We start from the raw sequence: 18183 nt of genomic DNA, 5'->3' as shown, positions 1-18183 counted from the left end.
GGCCCGGGCACCGGCGATTCGCCGCATTTGCCGGGCCCCCGGTGGCATCCTGCAAGGCCGGCGGGGCGCGGTGGGATAGGTTTAAGCCCATGAACACCGATGTGATGACCTATAACGATGACCTGCGCCTGGCCCACGTCATCGCCGACTCTGTCGATGCCCTGACCCTCTCGCGCTTCAACGCCGTCGACCTGGTCGTGGAGACCAAGCCGGATTTGACCCCGGTCTCGGACGCGGACAAGGCGGCCGAGGAAGCCATCCGCTCACACATCTCCCGTGCCCGGCCCCGCGATGCGATCACCGGCGAGGAATTCGGCACCACCGGCAAGTCCAGCCGGCACTGGGTGATCGACCCGATCGACGGGACCAAGAACTTCGTGCGCGGAGTGCCTGTCTGGGCCACGCTGATTGCGCTGATCGACGACGGGGAGCCGGTCGTCGGGCTGGTCTCCGCCCCGGCGCTGAACCGCCGCTGGTGGGCCGCGAAGGACATGGGCGCCTACACCGGCCGCTCCATGGCCAGCGCCCACAAGCTGAAGGTCTCCTCGGTGGCCAAGCTCGAGGACGCCTCGATGTCCTACTCCTCGCTGACCGGTTGGAAGGAACGCGGGCAGCGCGAGAACTTCATCGAGCTGACCGACTCGCTGTGGCGCACCCGCGCCTACGGGGACTTCTGGTCCTACTGCATGGTCGCCGAGGGTGCCGTGGACCTGGCCGCCGAGCCGGAGCTGAACCTCTACGACATGGCCGCCCTGGTGCCGATCGTGCGCGAGGCCGGGGGCCGCTTCACCTCGGTGGAGGGCGTCGATGGCTGCAACGGCGGCAACGCCGTGGCCAGCAATTCCCTGGTGCACGACGCCGCACTGGAAATCCTGAACGCCGGCCGCTAATGCATCCGGCACCGCTGACCTCCAGCGAGGAAAACTACCTCAAGGCGCTCTACGCACTGACCGAGTGGGAGAACGACCCGGTGACCACCGGGAACATCGCCTCGCAGCTGGGCGTGGCCCCGGCCTCCGCGACCTCGATGGTCTCCAAGCTGGCCGGCAAGGACCTGTTGGTCCACCCGCCCTACGGTGCCATCACGTTCACCGAGGCCGGACGGCTGGCCGCGCTGTCCGTGGTGCGCCGCCACCGGCTCATCGAGACCTTCCTGCTCAAGGAGCTCGGCTACGCCTGGGACGAGGTGCACGAGGAGGCCGAGCAGCTCGAGCACACCGTCTCCACCCGCTTCATCGAGGCGCTGGCCGCACGCCTGGGCCACCCGGCCGCCGACCCGCACGGGGACCCGATCCCCGGGCCCGACGGCGCCCTGGCGATGCCCCCGGCAATCCGCCTCGACCGCTTCCAGCTGGACGGCGCGGCCACCGCCGCCGTGGTGTCCCGGATCAGCGACGAGGACCCCGCGTTCCTGCGCCTGTGCACGGAGCTTGGCATTGCCCCCGGGGCCACCATCGAACTGCCGCATCCGAGGATCACCGACATCGACGCGACGATGCTGTGGGTGCTTCCCGTGCCCACCAACTCCTAGCCGCCGGAACCTGGTGCAGGGAATGGACCAGCCGAAGAAACCGGGCGGGCGGGCGGCCCCGGGCAGCGCAAGGCCGACCCGCGGGATGCTCTCCAACGCCACGCCACCCACCATCTCCCCACCAAGGCAGGCACCGCGGATCACCGGCAGGAATCTTGCCGCGGTCGCCGTGGGCGGCCTGTGCGGTGCCGGCCTGCGCGTCGGCCTGGGCCTGTGGTTCCCCGACGGCCCCGGTTTCCCCGCCGCCACCTTGGCCATCAACGTCGCAGGCACCGCCGCCCTGGGCGCACTGACCAGCTACTGGCAGGTGACCCATCGCGGACCGGGATGGCTGCGCGCCGGCATCGGCACCGGCTTCCTGGGCGCCTTCACGACGTTCTCCGCCCTGGTCCTCTTCGCCCTGGGCGCGGCCCCGGGTGCCGCCGTGCTGGATCTGGCGATCTCGCTGGTGCTGTGCGTGGCGGCGGCCTGGGCGGCCATGGCCGTGGTGGAGCGGGTGTTGGACCGCGGGGCAGCGGTGGAGCCGGCACCAGTGGCCGGCACGCAGCACCCCGGCACCCCGGACGCGGGCGGGACCGGATGAACGCACTTGGCCCCGCCGGCTTCCTGCTCATTGCCCTGGCCGGGGCATTCGGGGCGTTGCTGCGCTACCTGCTCGATGTCCTGCTCTCCGCCGCGCAACACCGACGCGCCACCCCGGGCACGCGGATCTTTCCGCTGGGCATCCTTCTGGCAAACTCCCTGGCCTGCCTGTTGGTCGGCGCGGGCGCAGCGTGGGCCGCGCGCCACGGAATCGCCTGGCACCCGGGCGACCTGGATTCCTGGCCGGGACTGCTGGTCCTGGCCCTTGTCCTGGGCGTGGGCGGGGGGCTGAGCACCATGAGCACCTTCATCGTGGCGGCCGTGTCCCTGTGGCGCTCCGGGGCCCGGGCGATGGCGGTGTCCTACACCGGGCTGACCATTGGCGCCGGACTGGCGGCCGGGCTTCTCGGCGGCCTGCTGGCGTCCCTGCTGCCCTGGTGACCGCGCGGGGTGCCGTTGTGTTCCCCGCCAATGGTTCCCGTCGAACGGGGGCACCACCGGGCGGAGTCGTCGCGCGGAGTCCTAGCGTGCGGCGCGGCGCCCGGTGGCTTTCTTGCCGCCGGCCACGTTCCGGCCACGGACGGCTACGGTAAGTGCCAGGCTGATGGCGGTCAGCACGCCCATGCACACCGCCAGGACCGGTTGTCCGGCGATGGCCAGCAACCCGGCACCGGTGGCAAACAGCAAGTGCGCCAAGACCGCGTGGTAGGGCTGGGGCAATCGCAGGCTCGCCTTGGGCGACATGAAAACGCCCCAGAAGACCAGCAACGGAACGACGGTGACGATCAGCGACATCGCGGGGCTCAGGGGCAGCATCACCAGGCCCCAAATTCCCAGCGCACCGAGCAGCGCAACCTCAAGGACGAACGACACGACCATCAGTGCAACCACGATGCCACGGGAGGCGCCGCCCTGGGGCGCTTCGGCAGCCGGGGAGGGCACTGCGGCGTCCCGGGCAACAGCCGTGGGCTGCTCCCCCGTGGGTTCCTCGGCAACCGTGGATTCAGTTTGCGGGTTTTCCCTGTCCGTTGCCGTGGTTTCCCGGTTCCGGGAAAGGGACGTGGCATCGGGTGCTGTCATGGTTGTGGCAGCGACCTCGGGTTCCCCCGCGGGTGCATCCGGTGCCTGGGCCGTGCCGGGTGCCGGCGTTGCGGCCTTGTCCGAGCCGGCAGTGGCTTCCGGTTCCGGCGCGGCGGCCTCGGATTTAACGGGGGCCGGCTTGGCATTTGAGGCCTTGGCCGGCAGCGTGGCCGCAGCCGGGCGCGATGCCGCTTCCGTCGGGGACGATGCGGTGGCCTGGGGCTGGCTCTTTGCGGGTTCCTCGCGAGCTCCCGGACTCTTCGCCGGTCTGTCGGTGGTCCCTGGCTGTGCCCTTTCATCCTGCTTCTTGCCTGCGGCGGGCCGGGCTGCCGGGGCCGGAGCCTGCTTGGTTGCCGGGGCGCCGGGCTTGCCCTGCGCGGGGGAAGTAGCCGAACCGGGTGCGGCGGGGGCCTTGGCACCCTGCTTCGGGGCAGCGGGCTTGGGGCCCGGGGTGTTCTTTGTCGCGGGTACGTTTGCCGCCGGCGCGTTTGCCGGAGTCTTGCCGCCCTTCGCCGTCTGGGCGGGAGAAATCGGTCCGGGCTTGGGCGCGGAGCCGGTCTTCGGAGAGGGCGTCCTTGCGGCCTGCTGTGCGGGGGCAGGGTTCTGGTTGTTCGGCTTCGTCGCCGGGGTTTCCTTTTCCGGCTTGGGCTTGGCCGCAACGGGGGTCCCCGGCATCGGGGGCTTCGCCACAAAGCCGGCAGGTTTGCCGATGGTTGCCGGGCTTGGCTTCGTTTTCGTCTCCACCGCAGCTACCTGGGCCGTTGCGTTCGTCGAGGTCGCGGACGTGGGTGCGGTGTTCACGGGGGAAGCGGGCTTGGTGGTTCCAGCAGGCGGCGAGGGCTTCCCGGCCACGGGGCCGTCTGCCGCAGCGGCGGCCTTGGCAGGCGTTGGGCGCACGACGTCGGATGGAACGGCGGTCTTCGCCGGAACACCGTTTTTCGATGCTGGCTGCTTCGGCATGGTGGCTTTACCTCGTATGGACTCGACAATGCTCGACATATGCCAAGCCGACAACTTACCGATCAAGTCTATGACGCCAGCCCGCGTGTACGGCAAAACATCAGGTCGGCGGGCATTTCCCCGCTTTTCAAAGGACCGGCGGAGGGCGACGGATGACCGAGCACGCCCTCATCCGCCAGTGCCCGGGCGACATGTCCTGAGTGCACCCGGTTGTGTCCCGCAGGCCGCGCCCGGATCGGTTGCATGCGGTTAAGACAAATGATCCGCGGCCCTGTGACAGGACCACGGATCATTTCTTTGTGGCGGGGACAGGATTTGAACCTGTGACCTCCGGGTTATGAGCCCGGCGAGCTACCGAACTGCTCCACCCCGCGTCGGTAAATACAACAGTACCAGCGCCCCTGCCCAACACCTAATCGGCCCGTGGTTTCGTCGGCTTTTCCACGGTTCCCCGGCGAATGCCACCGAGATACACGTCAACTTCAATGGATTGCTGCAACGAAAGGAGGCTCCAGCGAAATTTACCAAGGTGACGCCGCCCACCAACCCGGGCGGGATTCCCGCGGCGCGGCTGGGCCCGCAGGCCCCTGGGCATAGACAAGGAAAGACCCCGACCCGGTTTCCCCGGTCGGGGTCTTTCTTTCGTGGCGGGGACAGGATTTGAACCTGTGACCTCCGGGTTATGAGCCCGGCGAGCTACCGAACTGCTCCACCCCGCGGCGATATATCAATCATCGCGGATGGGGCTGGTCCGAAGCAAATCCTGGCGGTGTCGCCCTGCTCACATGCCGAGCGGGGCGACACCGGATTGCTCCGTGGCCGGTGCCTTACGGCGCCGGGGACTCGGACGGTGCCGGGGTTTCCGACGGTGCAGGTGTCTCGGTGGGTGCCGGGGCGCCCGTCAATTCGTCCTGCGCTTCGGTGGCGCGTTCCAGTGCATCTTGCAGCTTGGCCTGCTCCGCGCCGTACTTGGCGAAGTCGCCCTCGGCCAGTGCGGCCTGTCCGGCCTTGATTGCGGCGTTCGCGTCGCCCAGGGCATCGGTGAGCTGCTGCTCGGCGGTCTGCGTGGCCGGAGGCGTTCCAGGTTCCTCGGTGCCGTTGCCGGTTCCGGTCCCGGTTTCGCTGGTGACCGCGCCGCTGGTTCCCTGGAACACCTGATCCAGGGCCTCGGCGAGGGTGTCCGCGAATCCGACCTTGTCGCCGAAGGCAACGAGCACCTTGCGCAGGGTCGGGTACGAGGTCTGGCCGGAGGATTGCACGTAGACCGGCTGGACATAGAGGATGCCGCCGCCCACGGGCAGCGAGAGCAGGTTGCCGTTCTTCACTTCCGAGGCGCCCTGGCGCAGCAGGTTCAACGCCTGCGAGACCGTGGCATTGGAGTCGAAGTTCTGCTGTGCCTGGCCGGGGCCGGGCACGGAGAGCTCACGCGGGATGGCCAGCAGGCGGAGCTTGCCGTAGCCCTCGCCCTTCACGCCGGCCTTGTTGCCGGCATCGGCCTCGGCCGCCAGGAAGCCGAACAGCACGTTGCGCTGCTGGCCGCCGGGAGCGGTCTGCGGGATGAACGTCGAGGTCAGCGAGAAGGCTTCCTTCTCCTGCTTCGGCATCTTCAGCGACAGGTAGTACGGGGGCTGCTTGATGCTCGCGTTGGACTGCGTCGGGTCCGAGGGGACCGACCAGGCATCGTTGGCGTCATAGAATCCGCCGGGATCGGTCACGTGGTAGGTGGCCAGCAGTTCGCGCTGGACCTTGAACAGGTCCTCGGGGTAGCGCACGTGGCTCATCAGCTCGGCGGACATGTCCTTGTAGGACTTGATGTTCGTCGGGAAGACCTTCTGCCAGGCCTGCAGCAGCGGTTCCTCCGGCTCCCACGCGTAGAGCGTGACAGAACCGTCGTACGCGTCCACGGTTGCCTTGACCGAGTTGCGGATGTAGTTGATCTGCCCCGTTGCTGCCACCGCGCGGGTGCCGCCGGTCAGCGAGTCGGTGACCGCCGAGTCCAGTGCCTGCTGCTTGGAGTACGGGTAGTTCTTCGAGGTCGTGTAGGCATCAACGATCCACTTCACGCGGCCGTCGACGATCGCCGGGTAGGCGTTGGAGTCCACGGTCAGGTACGGGGCGACCTTCTCGACGCGATCCTTGGGGTTGCGGTCGTAGAGGATCTGCGACTCGGCGTTGATCGCATCCGAGAGCAGCAGGTCCGTGGAGGCGAACTTCAGCGAGTACACCAGGCGGTTGAAGAAGTTGCCCACCGAGGGCCCACCGTCGCCCTCGAAGGTGTTGCGGGTGTCCTGGCTGCCCGAGCCGGAGGCCGGACGGTCAAGCTCGCGCGGTTCCCAGTCGGCGGGGCCGCCGACGATCGAGTAGTCGGGCGAGGTTTCGCCGAAGTAGATCCGCGGTTCATAGGTGTCGTCGTTGGCCAGCACGCCGTTGGTCGGAATGCCCGACAGCATGAAGTCCGGCCGCCCGCCCGCCGCCACGCGGTTGCCGTAGGCGGCGACCACGCCGTAGCCGTGGGTGTAGGTGATGTGCTGGTTGACCCAGGTGTCACCCGGGTCGACGTTCAGCTCGCGCACGCCGATGACGGTGTCTTCGGTCTTGCCGTCGATCTCGTAGCGGTCCACGTTCAGCGTCTTGGTGAACTTGTAGTACGTGCGGAACTGCTGCAGCTGGTCGAACGCGGCCGAGACCAGGTTCGGGTCCAGCAGGCGGATGTTGGTGGTGGTCGCGGAGTCCTTGGCCAGCGCATTCTTCTGCGGGTTCAGCTGGACGTCGTAGGCGGTTTCCTCGACCACGTCCAGGCCGTAGGCCTTGCGCGTCATCTCGATGTTCTTCTGGATGAAATCGCGTTCCAGCGTCTTTTCGGACGGGACGACCTGGTACTGCTGCACGATGAACGGGTAGATGCCCCCGGCGACGATGACCGTCACCAGCAGCATTGCGGTGCCGATGATCGGCAGGCGCCAGCGGCCCATGATGGCCCCGACGATGAAGGTCACCGCGACCAGCACGGCGGCGATCGCCAGGATCGTCTTGGTCGGGATGACCGCGTGCACGTCGGTGTACAGGGCGCCGGCCACGCGGCCGTTTTGCGAGAGCAGCGTCGAGTAGCGGTCGACCCAGAAGTTCACGGCCTGCAGCAGCAGGAAGCCCACGGCGAAGACGGCGATGTGGATGCGGGCGGGCTTGCCGATGACAACGCCGCCGCGCTCCTCGATGCGGATGCCTCCGTAGAGGTAGTGGGTCAGCAGGCCGGCGATCCCGGCGATGAGCACCACGGAGATCAGGTACCCGGTCAGCAGGCCGATGAACGGCAGCGAGAACATGTAGAAGGCCAGGTCCATGCCGAACTGCGGGTCGGTCTCACCGAAGTCGACCTGGTTGAAGAAGAGCAGCACTTCCTTCCACTGCGAGGTGACCGCGGTGGCGGCGAAGATGCCGATGACCACCGGCACGCCGATCATCAGCAGGCGGCGCATCGGCTCGAGCTGCGACTGGTACTTGGACATGTTGTCCTGGCGCTGCCCGTCCGGGGCGTAGACCGGCCGCGAACGGTAGGCCAGGCGCAGGGAGATCCAGGTTGCGAAGCCCATGAGCAGGAAGGCGACCACGAAGATCGCCGCCTTGGACAGGTACTCGGTCCAGAACACGCGTTCGAAGCCGAGCTGGTTGTACCAGAGCACGTCCGCGTAGACGCTGGAGACGAACACGAAAACGGCGACCAGGATGCCGATCACGATGATCGTGGGCATCAGCGGGGATGGGCGTCGCTGGTGCGGCTGCGGGTCGGGACGTCCTTCGGGACCCCGCGGGGGCCCTCCGAAGGGACTGCCGGTGCCAAAACTCAATTTATACCTCTACCGTTGGAACGATTGGCGCGCACAAAGCGCACCGGAAGTGTGTCTTTGTTCTCTATTCTGCCTTGCATCGGCGCCCGGCGGGGCACCCCAAAGGATGATGTCGCACAAATGTGGGCCGATTGTGATCCGGCCCCCGTGTGCGCCTCCCGTTCCCCGCACCGGGGAACCGCCGGCGCTAGCCGCAGCCGGGGAAGGACGCCGGGTCCTTGCCCGCGCCGATCCCCTCGACCGCAGCGCGCGCCTCGGAGAGCGTGGCCACCTTGATGACATCGAGCCCCGCGGGGATCCTGCCCACCACATCGGGGCAGTTCTCCGCCGGGGCCAGGAAGTATCTCGCGCCCTGGTCCCGGGCGCCGACGAGCTTCTGCGCGATGCCGCCAATGGGCCCGACGGCCCCGTCGGCGGTGATTGTCCCGGTTCCGGCGAAGTGCTTGCCCCCGGTCATCTCCCCGGCGGTGAGCTGGTCGACGATGGCCAGGGCAAACATCATTCCGGCGCTGGGCCCGCCGACGTTTTCCAGCCCGAACTTCACCTCAAGCGGGAAGTCGAAGCTGCCCGAGAGCAGGATGCCCAGCTGGCGTTGGCCCCCGGGCCCCTCGGTGGTGGACACCGTGACCTCCTGCTGCTTCCCGTCGCGCACGATCCCCAGGACGCTTGGCTTCGCGCCGGCGGCGTTGAGCTGCTTCTTGAGCGTGTCCAGGTCGGTGACCTGCCGCCCGTTGATGGTTTCGAGTCGGTCGGAAATCTTCAGGACGCCGGAATTCTGCTGGGTCGCGAAGCCCACGACGCCCAGGTGGCTGGTGAACTCGATGTCCAGCTCGGTGAGTGCCGCGGCGGTGGAGAGCTGCTGCGAGTCGTCCATCGACAGGGTGTTCTGTTCGCTTTTTTCGGTGCTGGTGATGCCCCGCGGTACCACCAACTCCTCCGGAAGAACGTCCTCGTCCGGGTTGGCCCACCCCCAGAGCACGGTGAAGAACGGCAGTCGGTGCTGCCCGCCCCCGGGGCTGTAGATGGTGGTCATGTCCAGCTCGCCGGAGGTGGGGTAGGTCTTCTTGCCGGTGATGCTCAGGAGCTTGGTCCCCTCGACGGACCCGATGGTGTTCAGCGCCGGGCCTGCGGATTCGACCACGAAGTGGGTCGGCAGCAGCGTCGCGGCCGCGATCAGCACCATCGTGATCCAGCCGGCGACCGCGCGGTTGCGCCGCATCCGTGCCGTCCCGGGTTCCGGTTCCGGCCACCGGTGCAGCAGCGGGGCGTGGTCGGCGCCGTCCGGGCCCGGGTGCGTTCCTTCGGTCCCCCCGGTGTTCCGGCCGGCCCGGTCCCCGGCTCCTTCATGCGCTGCTGGCACGATTCCCTCTTTCATTGCTGGTCTCTGCGCCCCGCGGAGCGAGGCGTGCGCCGCGCGCCACGAGCAGCCTCAAGCCTACAAGCCCGTGCCGCGGCGGCCGCCAGCGGCACGGGTGCGGGGCGCGGCTTCACAGCAGGTTCCGATGTGCCCACAGCGAACTGCCAACCCGGATCTTGGGCCGATGCCCGGGCCCGGGGGTACCGTTGAACCATGGCTGAGAATCCCCCATCAAACCGACCCGACGACTCCGGCAACGACGACGAGAACCCGAAGGATCCGTTCTCCGAGATGTTCGGCTCGCTCTTTGGCGGTGCCGGCGGATTCGACCCGAAGAACCTTCCCGAGGGCCTGGGCGAGGCCATGGGCCTGTCCAACAACCCCGAGGCCATGGCGCAGATGATGGCGCAGGCCCAGGCCATGATGGCCGCCATGTCCCAGGGCGGCTCCGGCCCGGTGAACTGGAAGATGGCCACCGACGCGGCGCGCCAGGCCATCGCCAAGGACGACCCCTCGATTTCCGCTTCCCGCGCCGCCGCGGTGGCATCCGCCGCACGGCTGGCCGAGATGTGGCTCGATGCCGCCACCGTGTTCGAGGCCGACGGCAGCGAATGCCGCGCCTTCTCCCGCGCCGAGTGGGTCGAAAAGACCATGCCGGTGTGGAAGTCGCTGACCACGCCGGTCGCCGAGTCCGTCGGCAAGGCCATCACCTCCGCGCTGTCCGAGCAGATCCCCGAGCAGATGCGCCCCATGATGGGCGGGGCGCAGGGCATGCTCCAGTCCCTGGGCGGCACCATGTTCGGCATGCAGCTGGGCACGGCCGTCGGCGGCCTGGCCAAGGACGTGCTGGGCGCCACCGACATCGGGCTTCCGCTGGCCGGCTCCACCCCCGCGCTGGTGCCGACCAACCTCGCCGCGTTCGGCGAGGGCCTGGAGGTTCCCGAACAGGAGATCCTGCTTTTCGCCGCGCTGCGCGAATGCGCCCACGCCCGCTTGTTCAACCGCGTGCCGTGGCTGCGCTCCACGGTGATTTCCGCCGTGGAGGCCTACGCCCGCGGCATCCACATCGACATGTCGCGCATCGAGGAAGCAGTGCGGGACATCGACCCGAGCAATCCCGAGTCCTTCCAGTCGCTGATGGGCGAGGGGCTGTTCATGCCCAAGCGCACCGACGCGCAGGAAACCGCGCTGGCCAAGCTCGAGCTGGTGCTTGCACTGATCGAGGGCTGGGTCGACGAGGTCGTGGCGGCCGCCGCGGTGAACCTGCCCCAGGCAACCCGGCTGCGCGAAACCATCCGGCGCCGCCGGGCCACCGGCGGACCGGCGGAGAACGCGTTCGCCTCGCTGGTGGGACTCGAGCTGCGCCCGCGGCGCCTGCGCGAGGCGGCGGCCCTTTGGGCGCACCTTTTGACCGAGCGCGGCCAGGAGGGTCGCGACGCCGTGTGGGCGCACCCCGACCTGCTGCCGACCGAAGAGGACTTGTTGGACCCCACGGGGTTCACCTCGCGCCGCGAGTTGGCCGCGGCCGACATGGATGACATCGACGCCGCGCTGAGCAAGCTGCTCGACGGCGGGTTCGACGAGCCTGCGGGCGACGAGACCGGCGATGCCGACGGAACCGGCGAAACCGACGGAACCGGCGAAACCGACAAGGGTCCGGAAGCGGACAACCCCACGGACGGCTCCACGGACAAGTAGTCCACCGGCGGTCGCTCCACCGGTCTTGGTCAAAGGGTGCCGGCGCATTGCTCGCCGGCACCCTTTCGCGTTTCCCGGTGGAACCGGCCTCCTGGCCGGCTCAGCCGAACAACCGGTATGGATCTTCCGTTTCCCCGCCGTGGACACCGGCGCCGATACCCTCCGGGGCTCCGGGGCCACCAAAGCCGCCGAGCTCGTCGAGGTCCCCGAAGTCGTCGAAATCGTCGTCCGTGTCCAACAGCTGTGCCGGCTGCGCCGCGGCATTCTTGGCCGCGTGGAAGCCGTGGCTGGCCCCGGACAGGAAGATGTTGGCATCGTGCACCCGCGGGTAGCGCGACAAGGCGGCCTTGAACCGCGGGCCGTGGCCGTCGCGCGGCTCCACCAGGTGGGCCAGTTCGTGGGCCAGCACGTAGTCCTGCACCCACTGCGGCATCGACCTGAGCCGGTCCGAGAGCCGGATCCGCCGGGTCTGGAGGCTGGCCGAACCCCAGCGCGAGTTCTGGTTCGAGACCCAGCGCACCGAGGCCGGTGCGGCCAGGCGTCCGAAAAGCGCCGCATCCATGGCGTGCGCCCGGGCCAGCAGCAGGGCATCGGGGTCCGTCCCGGTGCCGCGGGCGACCTTGCGCATGACCTTCTTGACCATGTCCGCCACCAGCATGCGCTCGGCGTGCTCGGTGAGCCCCGCGGGCACGGACACCACCATGGTGTCCTGCTTCCACGCCCCGGAGATCGTCTTCTTGCGCCTGGCCGAACGCACCACGCGAATGGGGGTGCCCGTCTCGTCCACGTATTCGATGGTGGATGGTTGGGTGCGCATGTTGGTGTCCTTTCCGCCGCGCATTTGCTGCCGTGTTCCTGCCGCCCGCGGCCCTTGCCCGGTGCCGCTGCACCCGCGCCTGCGCCGCTGCCGGACCGCTTTCCCGCTCCGGGGTGTGGATAACCTCGGCGGCGTTCGCGGCCCGGTGCCACGATGGGTTCATGCAGGGCACCGGCCACGAGGATTCGCGCCGGGGCCGCCGTTCCCGAAGGAGCAACATCATGAGGATCAACCCGGGCTTGCAGGTACTCAGCCTAATGGAGGGCGTGGTGCAAATCGGCACCGGGCAGCGCGCCCGGTGGATAACCGGCCTGAGCGCGGCCGAAAAGCGGTTCGTGCTCTCCCTGGGCAACGACGGGCAAGGCACCGCGGCACCCGTGGACCCGACGCAGGACCGGCCCAAGGGCCAGCCGAGGGAGCAGGGGCCCGATGCCACCCGGCGCAGCGAGATCCTGGCGATGCTGGCGCCGGTGCTGTTGGACACCCCCGCCCGGACCGCCCCCGGAGCCCGGCCGGGATCCGGCCACGGACTCGGCCACGGACTCGGCGCGCGGCTGGTGCCCGATGTGCGGCAGTGGAGCGCGGCCTACCAGATGGACGCGGCCGAGGTGCTCGAACGCCGGGCCGGTGCCCGGGTCGCGGTGCAGGGATGCGGGAGGATGGGCCAGCTGTTGGCGCACATCCTGGCCGCGGCGGGCGTCGGTTCGCTGATGCTCAGCGATGCGGCGTCGATGGATGCCGGGGACCTGGGCGCCGGGACCACCGGAATCGGCAGCGTCGGCACCCCGCGGGCCCGCGCCACGGCCCGGGCGCTGGCGCCCCTGTACCCGCACCTGGTGGTGGCCGAGACAGGGCAGCGGAGCCCCGATGCCCCGCCGCTGGACATGGCGGTGGTGATCTCCGGCGGCATGCTCCCGCCGCTGGAATCGCTGGCCACGGATGCCGCGGTGTTGCCGGTGCTGTTCACCGATTCGGGGATGAACCTGGGCCCGCTGTGCCTTCCGGGGTTGACCATGTGCGAGCGCTGCGTGTGGGAGCAGTGCGATCCGACGCTGCGGCTGCTCGCCGATGCCGGCATTGGCGCGCGGGTCCCGGGGTTGCGCCCGGAGGCGTCGCTGGCCGCCGTTGCCGCGGGGATGGCAGCGATGCAGGTGCTGATGGTGCTGGACCGCATCAACATCCCCTCCGCCGCCGGCTCGATGCTCGTGTGCGACCTGCCCACCGGGTCCACCACCATGGTTCCGGCCAAGACCCGGCCGCGCTGCAACTGCCTGGACTCGCTGGCCGCCTGAAGCTTCGGGCCCCCGCGCGACCCGGGCTTCGACGGCCTGCCGGACCACGGCTTCGCGGGTCGGACGATTCGGGGATGCCCCGGCCGGAAGCGGGCGCCGGTCAGTCCGGGGTTTCCCCGCCCAGGATCGCCAGCACCGCTTCGCCGTAGCGCTCCAGCTTGCCCTTGCCGACCCCCGAGACCCGGCCCAGGTCCGAGAGCCCGGAGGGCTTCGCCTCGGCGATCGCCATCAGCGTCGCATCGGTGAAGATCACGAAGGCCGGAAGCGAGTTGGCCTGGGCCACCGACAGCCGCCAGGCGCGCAGGGATTCGAACACGGCCTCGTCGTATCCGGCGGGGCAGTTCCCGCAGCGGCCCAGCTTCCGCTCGGTGGCGGACGTCAGCAGCGTGCCGCAGACCCGGCACATCGGCGGGCCGGCCGGGGCCCGTCGCCGGGTGGCCCGCGGGGCCGAAGCCACCGAAGAGGTTCCCGCCGGGCGCAGCCCGTCCAGGAAGCGCGAGGGCCGCCGGTTGGCCCGTCCCCCGGGGGTGCGGGCCAGGGACCAGGACAGCCCCAGGTGCATGCGGGCGCGGGTGATGCCCACGTAGAGCAGGCGGCGTTCCTCGTCGTACCCGGCCTGGTCGTCGGCGAAGGAGATCGGCATCAGCCCCTCGGAGAGCCCGACCAGGAACACCGCGTCCCATTCCAGGCCCTTGGCCGCGTGCAGCGAGGCCAGCGTGACGCCCTGCAGCGTCGGTGCGTGCTGGCTGGCGGCGCGCTCCTCCAACTCGGCGACGAAGAGCCCCAGGGTGAACGGGGTCTCGGCCCCGGCGCGCGCCTCGGCCATCTCGTCGGCGAGCGCCACCAGGGCGGAGAGCGACTCCCACTTCTCGCGCACCGCGCCGGAGGCGGCCGGGGCCGTGGCGCTGTAGCCCAGGGACACCAGGATGTCGCGGGTCAGCTTCGGGACCGGGTCGCCGTCGGCCTCGGTGGTGGCGTGGCGGGCCGCGGAGCGCAATTGCAGCATCGCGTCGCGGACCTCGCGCCTGGCGAAGAAGCGCTCCCCGCCGCGCAGCAGGTAGCCGACCCCGGCGGAGGCCAGTGCCTGCTCATAGGCGGCGGACTGCCCGTTGGTCCGGTACAGGATCGCGATTTCCGCCGCGGGGGTCCCGGCCGCGATGAGCTTCTTGATGCGCGCGGCGATCTCCGCGGCCTCGGCCTCGTCGTCCTTCGCCTCGAAGAAGCTCGGCTCCGGGCCGTTCTCGCGCTGGGCGATCAGTTCCAGCGGCGTGGGCCAGGGGTGGTCGCGGTCCGGGACCCCGGGCTCGGGGCGGCGGGCGGCAAGCACCCGGTTGGCCAGGTGCACCACCTGCGGGGTGGAACGGTAGTCGCGCACCAGCTTGACCACCGGGGCGTGCTCGTAGCGCGCGGTGAAGTCCAGAAGGTGCCGCGGCGTGGCGCCGGTGAAGGAGTAGATGGTCTGCGAGGCGTCTCCCACCACGCACAGCTCGTCGCGCCCGCCGAGCCACAGATCCAGCAGGCGCTGCTGCAGCGGGGAAACGTCCTGGTACTCGTCGACCACGAAGTGCCGGTACTGTTCGCGCACCGAGGCCGCGACCCGCTCGTCGTCCTCCAGGATCGCGACGGTCAGCAGCAACACGTCCTCGAAGTCGATGTACTGCCTATCGGTCTTCACATCCTCGTAGGACTGGAAGATCCGCGCGACGGTGGTGGTGTCCAGCCCGCCGGGGGTCCCGCGCTCGGCTGCCGCGGCGGCGGCGACGTAGGACTCGGGGGTCAGCATCGAGACCTTCGCCCATTCGATCTCGCTGGCCAAATCGCGCACCGTGGCGCGGTCCGCGTTGGTGCGCAGCCGGCGTGCCGCCTCGGTGATCAGCGGCGCCTTGTAGTCCACGATGTTGGGCAGGTTCCCGCCGATGGCCTGCGGCCAGAAGTATTGCAGCTGGCGCAGCGCGGCGGCGTGGAAGGTGCGGGTCTGCACGGCCCCGGCGCCCAGTTCGCGCAGCCTCGAGCGCATCTCCGCAGCGGCCCGGGCGGTGAAGGTCACCGCGAGCATCGAGGAGGGCTTGTACACCCCGGTGTGCACGCCGTAGGCGATGCGGTGGGTGATGGCGCGGGTCTTGCCGGTGCCGGCCCCGGCCAGCACGCACAGCGGTCCGCGCAGCGTCGTGGCCACCATGCGCTGTTCATCGTCCAGCCCGCCGAGGATCCGGTCCTCCAGGGCGCTGGTTCCGGTTGCTTCGCCCATGTCCTAGTTTTCCAGGCGTTCGGGTTCGGGCAGCACGCCGCCGAACCAGTGTTCGATCAGGGCGCTGGCGATCGAGGCGCCCGAGGGCACCGCGATGGCGCCGGAGCGGACTTCGGCGGCCAGCTGTTCGCGGGTGAACCAGCGCAGGTCGATGATTTCCACCCCGTCGGGCAACAGTTCGGTGCCCGTCGCGGTGGCGGTGAACCCCAGCATCAACGAGCGCGGGAAGGGCCAGGGCTGGGAGCCCATGTAGCGGGGGTTTTGCACGATGACCCCGGATTCCTCGGCGACCTCGCGGATGACCGCGGATTCCAGGGATTCCCCGGGCTCGACGAACCCGGCCAGGGTGGAGAAGCGGGTGCCGCCCCAGGCCTTGTTGGCGCCCAGCAGCAGCCGGTCGTCCTCATCGGTGATGGCCACGATGACGGCCGGGTCGGTGCGCGGGAAGTGCTCGATGCCTTCCGCGGGACAGTGCTTGACCCAGCCGGAGTCGCGCAATTCCAGCTTCCCGCCGCAGCCCGGGCAGAAGTTCATCGTGTGGTTCCAGTTGGCGATGGCCACGGCCTCGACGAAGAGCCCGGCATCGCGCGCGCCCAGCCCGGCGGCGACATCGCGCAGGCCCAGCCACTGCTCCGGGTGGGTGGCGGCAGTGCCCGGGGCACCGTCGGCCGCGGCCGGGGCCTCTGCGAAGGAATGCAGCACGATTTCGGTGCTGCCGTCCGCGCCCAGGTAGATCTCGGTCCCGTCGGCCGGCACCTGCGAGCCTTCAAGCAGCACCAGTTCCCCGTCGAGCACCCGGGCGCGGCCGCCGATCATCACCAGGTGCCGGGTTTCGGGATCCGCGCGCAGCCCGTCGAGCCAGCCGGCCCGGGTACGTCGTTCGCAGCCGCGGTCGATGGCGGTGCGGGCCAGGGGCAGGGCCCCTAGCTCGGGGTGGCTGGTCACGGGTTGCTGCACGGTATCACTCATGGCATCAACCGTACTGACCCGACCGCCCCAACGCATACTTCGGGGCCCCGGTTGTGGCTATCGGCGCATCCGCCGCGGCGCGGGTCCGGCCGCCGGGCGGGCCGCGGGGGTGTGCGAAAGCCGGCGGCGGGCGGGGAATGGACGCAAATCATGCGACTCGCCGCCGCACGGCAGGACTCGAACAGCCCTTGCGGTCTACGGTGGAGGATGTGAAACGCTCTCCCATGGAACTCGCTGCCATCGCCACCGCTGCGGTCCCCGGCTTGGCGCCCACGGGCGTGGCCTCGTTGCCGGACGACGGCAATGATTTCGACTCGGTGCTCATTGTCGACGCCGCCAAGAACCGCTGGCGCGTGCGCTCCCCCCGACACGAGGAAGCGTCGATGCGCCTGGAATCGGAATTGGCCGCGCTGCGCGCCTTCTCCGCCGGCATCCGCGCCTCGCTGCCCTTCCAGCTGCCGTCCGTCGCCGGAACCGTGCGGCAGGGTCCGCTGCGCACCTTCGTCTACAACCACCTGCCCGGCAAGCAGTTCTCCCTGGAGGATCTCGTGTCGCAGGGTTCGCGCTGCGCCCGGGACCTGGGCGCCGTGATGGCCGCGATCCACTCGATGCCTGCCTCGGCCATCGACCGCGCGGATTTGCCCTCCTACACCGCCGAGCAGGTGCGCCAGCGCCGGCTCAACGAGCTCGACGCCGCGGCCACCACCGGCATGATTCCCTCGCGGCTGCTGCGGCGCTGGGAACACGCGCTGGAGGACGTGGCGCTGTGGCGCTTCAACGCCACCGTGATCCACGGGGACCTGCACGAGGACCAGCTCCTGGTCCAGGATGCCAAGGTCGTGGCGGTCACCGGCTGGACGGACCTGCAGGTCGGGGACCCGGCCGACGACTTCGCCTGGCTGGCGGCGGTGCACGAGCAGTCCTTTGCCGAGGCCGCCTTTGAAAGCTACGTCGCGGTGCGGGGGGACCGCGCCGATCCGCACATCATGCGCCGTGCCGCGCTGGCCGCCGAGTTCGCCCTGGCCCAGTGGCTGGTCAAGGCCATTGCCGGGGGCGACGCGCAGCGCATCGCCGAGGCCAAGGTCATGCTCGAGGAGCTCGACCACGACATCGCCGAGTACGGCGGCCAGCCCATCTCCGTGGTGGAACCGCCGCGTGCGGCCCGCCCCGAGCCCGCGAACGCACCGCCCGAACCGGTTCCCTCCGCCGAACGCGTCACCGTCTCCGGCATCGAAATCGCCGACGACGCAGCTTCCGACAGCGCAGCTTCCGACGAGGCGCCCGCGGCAAACCCCGCGGAGCCGGAAACCTCCGCCATGAGGATCCTGCCCTCCCCCGTGAGCGCCGCGCCGGCCCCTCCGTCGTCCCCGCCGGTCCCGGCCGCAGCCCCGGTGCAGCCGGCCAGTGCACCGGCGGCTCCCAAGGAACCCGTGCCCGGTCCCGTTGCCGCCACGGCCACGGGATCCGAGGCTTCGGCACCCGTGGCCGCGAACTCCGATGGCCCGAAGGCGCCCGTCGCCGCGGACCCATCGGACCCATCGGACCGCAAGGATGGCGACAAAGACGGCCACAAGGAGCGCACGGACAAGGACGCGGCAGGAACGGACACGGAAGATGTCCCGGCGTCCGGATCCGAGGCAGCGGCAGCGGAACCCGAGACTTCCGCGATCCCGATCCAAAAGCTCGAAAAGCAGTAGGCGGCAGCAGCCGCACGGCGCCTCCAAGGCGCCGGACTCCCCCGCGGCTTCGGCTTCGGCTTCACACATGGCAAGGCGCCGATCCCCGTGCGGGGGTCGGCGCCTTG

General features: G+C 69.8%; 13 protein-coding genes and 2 tRNA genes. 7 read left to right on the top strand and 8 right to left on the bottom strand.

The window, feature by feature from the left end; all coding sequences use genetic code 11:
* The first annotated feature begins 89 nt into the window (after positions 1-89).
* The 4 genes from hisN to JOF46_RS10635 are packed head-to-tail and all read left to right on the top strand — an operon-like array spanning position 90 to position 2554.
* Positions 90-890 carry a histidinol-phosphatase gene (hisN, locus tag JOF46_RS10650; protein WP_209907264.1) on the top strand — a complete coding sequence of 267 codons (801 nt, stop codon included), beginning with the start codon at positions 90-92 and terminating at the stop codon, positions 888-890.
* Positions 890-1531, top strand: coding sequence for a metal-dependent transcriptional regulator (locus JOF46_RS10645; RefSeq protein ID WP_209907263.1), 642 nt, complete (start codon positions 890-892; stop codon positions 1529-1531). The genes hisN and JOF46_RS10645 overlap by 1 nt, the downstream gene beginning before the upstream one ends.
* 22 nt (positions 1532-1553) lie before the next feature.
* The gene (locus tag JOF46_RS10640; protein ID WP_245348087.1) at positions 1554-2114 is read left to right on the top strand and encodes a fluoride efflux transporter FluC; all 561 of its coding nucleotides are present in this window, start codon (positions 1554-1556) and stop codon (positions 2112-2114) included.
* Positions 2111-2554: a CrcB family protein gene (locus JOF46_RS10635; RefSeq protein ID WP_209907262.1), complete on the top strand. Its 444-nt coding sequence runs from the start codon at positions 2111-2113 to the stop codon at positions 2552-2554. Before JOF46_RS10640 ends, JOF46_RS10635 begins: the two co-directional genes overlap by 4 nt.
* 81 nt (positions 2555-2635) lie before the next feature.
* Here JOF46_RS10635 and JOF46_RS10630 read toward each other — a convergent pair whose 3' ends face one another.
* The 5 genes from JOF46_RS10630 to JOF46_RS22715 form a co-directional block, all read right to left on the bottom strand.
* A complete protein-coding gene (locus JOF46_RS10630) occupies positions 2636-4153 on the bottom strand; it encodes a YrdB family protein (protein ID WP_209907261.1) in 1518 nt (505 codons plus the stop codon).
* Between the two features lie 300 nt (positions 4154-4453).
* Positions 4454-4527, bottom strand: a tRNA-Met gene (locus tag JOF46_RS10625).
* Positions 4528-4798: 271 nt separating this feature from the next.
* Positions 4799-4872, bottom strand: a tRNA-Met gene (locus JOF46_RS10620).
* A 108-nt stretch (positions 4873-4980) separates the two neighbouring features.
* Positions 4981-7902, bottom strand: a complete 2922-nt coding sequence (locus JOF46_RS10615; protein WP_209907260.1) for a UPF0182 family membrane protein — start codon at positions 7900-7902, stop codon at positions 4981-4983.
* 283 nt (positions 7903-8185) lie between these two features.
* Positions 8186-9358, bottom strand: coding sequence for a YlbL family protein (locus JOF46_RS22715; protein ID WP_209907259.1), 1173 nt, complete (start codon positions 9356-9358; stop codon positions 8186-8188).
* A 210-nt stretch (positions 9359-9568) separates the two neighbouring features.
* On the opposite strand from JOF46_RS22715, the gene JOF46_RS10605 reads away from it, so the two are divergent.
* Complete coding sequence (locus tag JOF46_RS10605; RefSeq protein WP_209907258.1) at positions 9569-11053, top strand: zinc-dependent metalloprotease; 1485 nt, start codon at positions 9569-9571, stop codon at positions 11051-11053.
* Positions 11054-11153: 100 nt separating this feature from the next.
* Here the strand turns inward: JOF46_RS10605 and JOF46_RS10600 are convergent, their stop codons facing one another.
* Positions 11154-11870 (bottom strand): M48 metallopeptidase family protein, encoded by a 717-nt coding sequence (locus JOF46_RS10600; RefSeq protein WP_209907257.1) that lies wholly within the window; start codon positions 11868-11870, stop codon positions 11154-11156.
* 221 nt (positions 11871-12091) lie between these two features.
* Here JOF46_RS10600 and JOF46_RS10595 point away from each other — a divergent pair, with 221 nt between their 5' ends.
* Entirely contained in the window at positions 12092-13162 is a 1071-nt protein-coding gene (locus JOF46_RS10595) for a ThiF family adenylyltransferase (protein WP_209907256.1), read from the top strand.
* A gap of 100 nt (positions 13163-13262) precedes the next feature.
* Here the strand turns inward: JOF46_RS10595 and JOF46_RS10590 are convergent, their stop codons facing one another.
* Positions 13263-15410, bottom strand: coding sequence for an ATP-dependent DNA helicase UvrD2 (locus JOF46_RS10590; protein ID WP_209907255.1), 2148 nt, complete (start codon positions 15408-15410; stop codon positions 13263-13265).
* Between the two features lie 3 nt (positions 15411-15413).
* Positions 15414-16379 carry an NAD(+) diphosphatase gene (nudC, locus tag JOF46_RS10585; RefSeq protein WP_209907254.1) on the bottom strand — a complete coding sequence of 322 codons (966 nt, stop codon included), beginning with the start codon at positions 16377-16379 and terminating at the stop codon, positions 15414-15416.
* A gap of 209 nt (positions 16380-16588) precedes the next feature.
* Here nudC and JOF46_RS10580 point away from each other — a divergent pair, with 209 nt between their 5' ends.
* A complete protein-coding gene (locus tag JOF46_RS10580) occupies positions 16589-18076 on the top strand; it encodes a macrolide 2'-phosphotransferase (RefSeq protein WP_342592421.1) in 1488 nt (495 codons plus the stop codon).
* Positions 18077-18183 lie beyond the last annotated feature (107 nt).

The sequence above is a fragment of the Paeniglutamicibacter psychrophenolicus genome (genome assembly GCF_017876575.1).
In the GTDB taxonomy this organism is placed as follows: Bacteria; Actinomycetota; Actinomycetes; order Actinomycetales; family Micrococcaceae; genus Paeniglutamicibacter; species Paeniglutamicibacter psychrophenolicus.
The sequence above is the reverse complement of the archived record's forward strand: the minus strand, read 5'-3'. Positions and strand labels throughout refer to the sequence as shown.

Coding starts and splice junctions, on each gene's coding strand:
- hisN (WP_209907264.1), top strand. CDS start 90: ATGAACACCGATGTGATGACCTATAACGATGACCTGCGCCTGGCCCAC.
- JOF46_RS10645 (WP_209907263.1), top strand. CDS start 890: ATGCATCCGGCACCGCTGACCTCCAGCGAGGAAAACTACCTCAAGGCG.
- JOF46_RS10640 (WP_245348087.1), top strand. CDS start 1,554: ATGGACCAGCCGAAGAAACCGGGCGGGCGGGCGGCCCCGGGCAGCGCA.
- JOF46_RS10635 (WP_209907262.1), top strand. CDS start 2,111: ATGAACGCACTTGGCCCCGCCGGCTTCCTGCTCATTGCCCTGGCCGGG.
- JOF46_RS10630 (WP_209907261.1), bottom strand. CDS start 4,153: ATGCCGAAGCAGCCAGCATCGAAAAACGGTGTTCCGGCGAAGACCGCC.
- JOF46_RS10615 (WP_209907260.1), bottom strand. CDS start 7,902: ATGCCCACGATCATCGTGATCGGCATCCTGGTCGCCGTTTTCGTGTTC.
- JOF46_RS10605 (WP_209907258.1), top strand. CDS start 9,569: ATGGCTGAGAATCCCCCATCAAACCGACCCGACGACTCCGGCAACGAC.
- JOF46_RS10600 (WP_209907257.1), bottom strand. CDS start 11,870: ATGCGCACCCAACCATCCACCATCGAATACGTGGACGAGACGGGCACC.
- JOF46_RS10595 (WP_209907256.1), top strand. CDS start 12,092: ATGAGGATCAACCCGGGCTTGCAGGTACTCAGCCTAATGGAGGGCGTG.
- JOF46_RS10590 (WP_209907255.1), bottom strand. CDS start 15,410: ATGGGCGAAGCAACCGGAACCAGCGCCCTGGAGGACCGGATCCTCGGC.
- nudC (WP_209907254.1), bottom strand. CDS start 16,379: ATGAGTGATACCGTGCAGCAACCCGTGACCAGCCACCCCGAGCTAGGG.